A 7,151-nucleotide genomic window follows, 5' to 3' on the forward strand; every position below is an offset into this window, starting at 1 on the left:
TGAAAAAGTTAAAGTGAAATAAGCTATTAAAATTAAATCCCCTTCACGGACTGTGGAGGGGATTTTGGGAGACCATTGGATTAGCAAGGAGCCTGACACCTATAGTGAAAGCTGTTAAAGAAAAAAGCCTATCCTTCTAATTAGCTATAGAAGGAATAGACTTTTTTCTTTTAGAATAATACAGTTTTTACTTGGTTTCGTTTTAGCGGAACAAGAAATTGATTATTGTTTAATGTTAATGGCGCTATTGCTTTTTCGTTCAAGTTTCCTGCTGTTGCATGGTCAACGGAACGATTCAGTGTAAACGACCCTTGAGTTTCTTCTTCTGTCGGATTGAAGAAGCGGAGAACGAAGCGATCTTCTTTTTCAGCTTTTTTCAGTGTGCTCAAAACAGTAGTCGGGCTAGTTTCTTTTAGTAAGCTAAAGGTTAATGGTGTTTTGACACCAGATGGATTTAGCTTCATTGCATTATACGGAATCTTATTATAGGTTTGGATTGGTGTAGTAAATTCCTTTGCCATTCTTCCGATGTTTGCTTGTGTCGTTGAGCCTTTATGTGTTGTAATCGCAAAATCTAGTTTGAGTTTCCCAATCATTTGGGAATCAGGTGTCGGAAGTTTAATTCCTGATGGACGACCTGGTCTTCTGAGCATTTCCTCTTTTCCTAAAAAGCCAACGCTGCGGAAAAGGGTAATCGCGATCGTATCATCATTCTCTCCGATAATTTCATACTCCCGTGTGCTGTTCGTTAATACACTGATCCCATGCTCCTCTTCAGAAAGACCAACGAAGGAAAGCATTGGATAAATCGAATCTGGACGCTCGTCCCAATTTTCATTTTCCCAGTATTCCATCGCCGAATCATAGGCATCGCGTTTAATAAATCCGAATTGATTGTCCGATACCGAGAAGGAAGCAGCGATACCAGTAGGAATCAAGGCACGAAGACGATGGTCCTTTGCTTGATTGTCTATTTCAGCATCCACTTTAATGAATGGCTGGTGATTTGGAATCGTTACCTTCAAATGAACATCGACAAAGCGGTCGACTTTATTGATTTTTCGATTTTCTAAATCGCCAGGGACCTCAAGTTTTAACTGAATGTCAATTTGGGCCTCGTATTGATTTTGGGTGATTTTTATTTCAGCTTGAGCGTTATCGCTATAAATAAGTTTTTCATCAGGTAGAGGTGAGAAATCGTATTCGTCTCCGTCATCTCCGCCGTTTTCAAGCAGAAGCACATGGTTGAACGCCTTTTTGAGCTGCTTATCGTATATGTTAAGTGTGCCATTTGGATTGACGGAAACATTGTAAAATTCCGTTTCTACCGTTTCTTTTTCTACCAATGAATTGATGATATTTGTCTCGGTGCCAACGACAAAGTATGTTTTATAGCCCATTGCAGGAATCGAATCTTTTAATTGAATCGTATATTGGAAAAATGGATCATAGTTTCCGTAATGAACGATTTGACGGTCAATCAAACCAGGATCAAGGATTTCTTTTTTCAATACCTCAAAAGGAATGGTGTTTCCGTCAGCATCTTCAAGTGTAAAGGAATTCAGTTTTGAAATGACGGTAGTGGTCACCACATCTTTACGATCATAAGGCAGCAGGTTAAAAGCTGTTAAACGATCTTCTTTACGATCTGTATCAATCGAATCCGTGATTTTGCGCTTGTAAAATTCAATCAGCTGATCCGTCTTTTCCTCCGCAAGGAAGAAGCGGTTCATGATTTCACGATGAACTTTATCTGAGCAGCAGCAACCGATACTGTCATGGGCATGGTTTTTCATGATTTCTTTCCAAATTAACTCGATTAACCCGTGATGGTATTCGAAGCCTAGTGAATAAGCAATCGAGGCTAATGGTTCTAGGATGTTCGTGATTTTATTTTCAATTCGTGTGTTCGCTGCTTTAATATCCATCCGAGTCGAATAGATACTTCTGTGCACACGCATGTATTTACCGTCTAAAAATTCACCTTGAAGCGTTGGCAGGGATTGATTCTTTTCGAGCTCTTCAAATACATTTTCATATTTGCTTAAGAAAAATTCACGGTCTGGGTAGAGGTTTTGCAACTTTTCCATTATGGTAAAGATATTTTTTTGGATTGGCATTTGATCGTGACCGTTCGGGAGAATAATGTTTTCCGTTGTCGCTCCGCGGTCAAGAACCGTAAAATATTTATCAATCCGTTCTTTTAGTTTTTCCTCATCCTCAGGGAGGTATTTTCCGATGGCATAACCAAGCGGGAATAGCTGTACTAATACTTTGCTGCCGTCATCACTTTCCCAGTAGAATTCGGTTTTATTGGTACCATGGCGCTCAGAAGTGCCGCGCCAGAAAATGGAGTACTTAATGTCAAATCCATTTAAGATTTGCGGCATTTGCGACGTTTGTCCGAAGGAGTCAGGCAGATAGCCAATCATCATCGGCTGTCCAAATTCTGCTGTATCTTTTAATCCGTACAGTAGGTTGCGGACGATGGATTCTCCGCCAACGACCATTTCATCGGTTTGGGTGTACCATGGTCCGATAATGAGTTTTCCTTCTTGAACAAGTTTTTTCACGCGTTCTTTATTTTCTGGTTTTACCGCAAAATAGTCTTCTAGGATTGAGGTTTGGCCATCTAATACATAGTAAGGATAATCTGGGTTGTTCTCGAGCATTTCCAAGATTTCTTCCATATTATTAACGAGTAAAATTCGAGATTCTTCTGTTGAAAAGTACCACTCTCTGTCCCAATGCATATGGGGTACGATATGAACCTTTTTCATGATGTCCTCCAAATGTCAATGGTACCTAGGGAGCTGTTCTCTAGGTACCATATGTTTTTTTTTGTTCACTTTTTTAAAAAAAGTAACTCTTAAGCTGCTTTTTTTGTTGCTGCTACTTCATTATTTTCTTTTTTCAATTTCATTTTTCTTGTAGCGATTAATAGAACCATTGAAATTGCCGCTCCGATTAGTGCTGCTCCTAGCCAAACGCTTGCTGCTAGTAACATTGGTTGTCCTTGTAATAGCGCTAACGAGAATATGCCGGCGCCAGGAACATTTAAGCCAATATTAAAGTAGGCAACAATTGCGCCTGTTACGGCTGAACCAGCGATTAACGATGGAATCACGCCTAATGGGTCATTAATCATGAAAGGGATCGCCCCTTCGGTAATACCCGCTAAGCCAAGCAGCCAAGTTTGCTTTCCAACCTCTTGTTCTTGTTTAGTAAAATACTGTTTTCCAATAATCGTTGCACCTGTAACAGAGAAGGCAGAAACCATTTTTACAGAAGCAAAAGTCGCGTAAGGGATAAAGTTTCCGCTTGCCATGGCACCGATACAGAAGGTGTAAGCCGCTTTGTTGACTGGGCCTCCTAAGTCGAATGAAACCATTGCACCAAGAATCGCCCCTAAAATAATGGCATTCGTGCCAGACAGACTGCCAAGCCATGTGATTAAGCCTTGATTTATCATGGCAAGTGGTTCACCGATAACGAATAGCATGATTGAACCGACGACAAGCGTTCCGACCACTGGATATACCCAGAAGCTGATAAATCCGGCGAAGGTACCTTTTGGCTGGATCTTTTTCTTTAAAAATTTTAAGAAGAAACCAGCTAAGAAACCACCAAGCATACCGCCAAGGAATCCAGAGCCAATTAGGTTTGCCGCAACACCGGCAGCGAAACCAGGTCCAAGCGCTGGTTTATCCGCGATGGAGTAGGCCATATATGCTGCTAATATTGGAACCATCAACTGGCCGAGCAGTCCGCCCCCAAGCTGTCTTAATAACCAAAGCCAGGAACCTTCTTTCGCATACACATCTTGAAGGTCAAAAGCTTGCGAGATTAGAACTGCTGCCGCTAATGTCATACCGCCAGCCACAATAACAGGAATAATATAAGAAATACCTGTTAAGATCGAGTCTTTAATTTCAGTTTTAAATGATTTTTCACCGCCCTCTTCAGTTGAAGAATCAGCGGTTTGTGACGGATTGTACTGTTTTTTCGGATTCGTTTCTGCCTTTTCTAGTGCTTGCTGAATTAAACCTGTCGCATTTCTTAATGGAGCAGCGACAGATGTTTTTACCTTTGGCAGGTGGGCAAAACGTTCTTCATTTTTCACGGCCACGTCATTGGCAAAAATAATCGCATCTGCATTTTTCAAAAGGGCTGTTGTGTGGCGGTCCTCAATGCCATTCGCCCCTTGTTTTTCAACAAAAACATCAACACCTAGTTCTTTTCCGGCCTTCATGAGGGCTGCTGCCGCCATATAGGTATGAGCAATTCCTGCCGGACAAGCGGTAATCGCTAGGATTGTTTTGTTTAATTTTTTAGCTGCAGGTTTTTCCTCTGCGGCTTCTGTTTTATCTAATTGATTGAATAATTCTGTATTAGTGCTTGCTTGTAAAAGTTTGTTTTTGTAGTCTTCGTTTGATAATCTTTTAACAAATTCCGAAAGCAATGCTAGATGAGTTGAACCCGCTTCATTCTCTGGAATCGCAAGCAGGATGACCAGCTGGACTTGATTGTTTGGGTCGATGCTTTCCCAGTCCGTTACCGGATTTTTAAGGGTGGCGATTGCAAATGCCGCTTCCTTGACGGCAGTTGACTTTCCGTGTGGAATGGCAAGTCCGCCTTCAAAGCCTGTGGGAGAAAGCTTTTCCCTATCTAAAACAGATTGAAGAAATTCTTGTTGTGAATGTAATTTTCCTGCTTCACCTAGCTGCTTAACTAAGTACTGAATGACTTCTTGTTTAGAGTCAAAGGTGTTTCCAGTACTGATTAGGCTTGGTGAGGTAAGTGCTTGGAGTTGCATTACGTTTACCTCCTTATTTTCGTGAAACTGTTTTCATTTCATGGGTCTATCGTAGCAAAAAAAAAATAAGAAGATCGATTCTTCTTATTTTTACACAATGGATATTAATTTAAGCGGTTTCATGTGTATATGTACACATTTTTAAAAATGGTCCCAATAAAATTGAGATAATGTCTGTAATACAACCATGACCGGGGTTCGGTCGGTTATGTTGTAGCCGTTCTTTTCCTTTTTTGGTGCATAGCAGTATAAATTAACATTGGCTGCTTCTTGAAGTGAATTCCGAGTAAAGTGGGTTAATGAAATAATCGGTATCTCTCTTTGTTTTGCTTTTTCAGCCATCTCCAGGATTTGCGGGGTTTCACCCGATAGGCTGATTAAAAAGATAACGTCCTGTTTATTCATTTGTTCAAGCATGTGAATCATTTCATGGCGATGAATATAGTGCTCGGACGGTTTTCCAACTACACGTAAATTTCGGACCATGATTTCACAGTAATCAGCTGTGTCACCAACACCGAGCAGTAGGACATGCTTAGCATCATAAATCATTTTTGCTGCGGCTTCGATTCGTTCCATATCAATAAGCTCGAAGGTTTTTTGGATATTGTAATAGGAACTATCCTGGGCGGGAGCTTTGGCAGATTCGAGTTCTTCCTTAATACTATTTTTGAGGTGCGAGAACCCATCATAATCAAGCTTTTTTGAGAGTCTTGTAATCGTGTTTGGAACAGTGAACAGGTTTGCGGCTAAGCTTTGGATCGATTGGTTCACGAAGTCCTCTTTGTTATTTAAGATATATTCAATAATTTGGTCATCCGTATCATTTAACTTATATTCAAACTTATGTATACGCTCTTTAAATTGCATGTCTATTCACCTCAGTTGGTTTATTATAGCAAAAAGGAAGGGGTTTCACTACAGGGTGGCGTCTAATAAACGAGGGGGATTAAAAGTCGGGTTGGGTTGACCGCGAATAAGGCGGGTATCCAAGAGTAATGAATAAACTGGGAGGAGTCAAACATGAATATTTTAATAGCGATGGATTCCTTAAAGGGAAGTCTTTCATCAATAGAAGCCAATAAGGCTATTAAAGACGGATTTTTACAGACAAATTCGGATTTCAACATTCAGACCGTGCCGGTTGCTGATGGCGGGGAAGGTACAGTTGAAGCGCTCGTTCATGCGACAAAAGGACGTTTCGTGGAAACCACGGTGACCGGACCACTGGGTAAACCAGTTAAGGCGAGATACGGTATTTTAGGAAATCAGGTGACAGCAGTCATTGAGATTGCGGAAGCCTGCGGGCTGCCTTTATTAAAGAAGGAAAAGCGCAATCCTCTTTTCACCACAACCTTTGGTGTCGGAGAGATGATTTTAGAAGCACTTGATAATGGCTGCCATGATTTTATTATTGGCCTTGGTGGAAGTGCTACCAATGATGCAGGAGTTGGAATGCTTCAAGCACTAGGATACCAATTTTTCAATGAGGAAGGTTTAGAAGTTGGCCATGGCGGGTCTGAGCTGAAGAATATTACCAAAATTGTTATGAGTTCTGTACCTGAAAAGGTGAGGATGGCGAAGTTTCGGGTTGCTTGTGATGTCAATAATCCTCTATATGGAGAAAATGGTGCTGCCCATATTTACGGTCCCCAAAAAGGGGCAACGCCTGAGGTCGTGAGGGAATTAGATGGAGGTCTACAACACTTTTCGAATGTAGTTTCCAAACAGTTGGGCACGGAACTCCAGCAAATTTCAGGTGCAGGTGCAGCTGGTGGTTTAGGTGCGGCTTTTGCAGGATTTTTGGAGGCAGAGTTAGAATCAGGTGTTCAGCTAATTCTTGAACAGGCTCAATTGGAGAGCAAGCTACAGGAAGTAAGCTTCGTCATCACAGGAGAGGGCAAGCTTGATGGACAAACCTCAATGGGAAAAGCGCCTGCGGGTGTGGCTCTAATGGCGAGAAAGCATGCAGTTCCAGTTATTGCACTAGCTGGTGATATATCAGAAGGCAATTCTTCCTTACATGAGTCAGGGATTACCGCTTATTTTACCATCGTGAACGGACCGGTTGATTTAGAAGTGGCGATGGCACCAGATGTAACACGGGAAAATCTAAAGACTACCGCGGAGCAGATAGGAAGGGTCTTAAGTCTGCTAGAAAGAGAGATTGATACAAAGGCGGTATAAGTATAGTTAAAAAACTTATATGATCTCAAAAAAACCTACAAAGGCTTGTTCTTTGTAGGCTTTTTTGAATGGATAGATTTAGAATCAATCGGGAGCTAGAATTGAATAAAAAAGAGCACATTTATACAGAGGGCACTGAAAAACCTTC

General features: G+C 41.2%; 4 protein-coding genes. 1 reads left to right on the forward strand and 3 read right to left on the reverse strand.

Annotated features, from left to right (window positions below; all coding sequences use genetic code 11):
- Positions 1 to 170: 170 nt before the first annotated feature.
- The 3 genes from mngB to COJ96_RS11960 form a co-directional block, all read right to left on the reverse strand.
- Positions 171 to 2,780 carry a mannosylglycerate hydrolase gene (gene mngB / locus COJ96_RS11950; RefSeq protein WP_098573422.1) on the reverse strand — a complete coding sequence of 870 codons (2,610 nt, stop codon included), beginning with the start codon at positions 2,778 to 2,780 and terminating at the stop codon, positions 171 to 173.
- Between the two features lie 89 nt (positions 2,781 to 2,869).
- Positions 2,870 to 4,816 carry a PTS 2-O-a-mannosyl-D-glycerate transporter subunit IIABC gene (gene mngA, locus COJ96_RS11955; RefSeq protein ID WP_098573425.1) on the reverse strand — a complete coding sequence of 649 codons (1,947 nt, stop codon included), beginning with the start codon at positions 4,814 to 4,816 and terminating at the stop codon, positions 2,870 to 2,872.
- A gap of 141 nt (positions 4,817 to 4,957) precedes the next feature.
- Positions 4,958 to 5,686: a MurR/RpiR family transcriptional regulator gene (locus COJ96_RS11960; protein ID WP_098573428.1), complete on the reverse strand. Its 729-nt coding sequence runs from the start codon at positions 5,684 to 5,686 to the stop codon at positions 4,958 to 4,960.
- Positions 5,687 to 5,839: 153 nt separating this feature from the next.
- Between COJ96_RS11960 and COJ96_RS11965 the strand changes: the two genes are divergently transcribed.
- Positions 5,840 to 7,003: a glycerate kinase family protein gene (locus COJ96_RS11965; RefSeq protein ID WP_098573431.1), complete on the forward strand. Its 1,164-nt coding sequence runs from the start codon at positions 5,840 to 5,842 to the stop codon at positions 7,001 to 7,003.
- Positions 7,004 to 7,151 lie beyond the last annotated feature (148 nt).

It is taken from the genome of Bacillus sp. AFS073361 (assembly GCF_002567005.1).
Classification (GTDB): domain Bacteria; phylum Bacillota; class Bacilli; order Bacillales; family Cytobacillaceae; genus Neobacillus.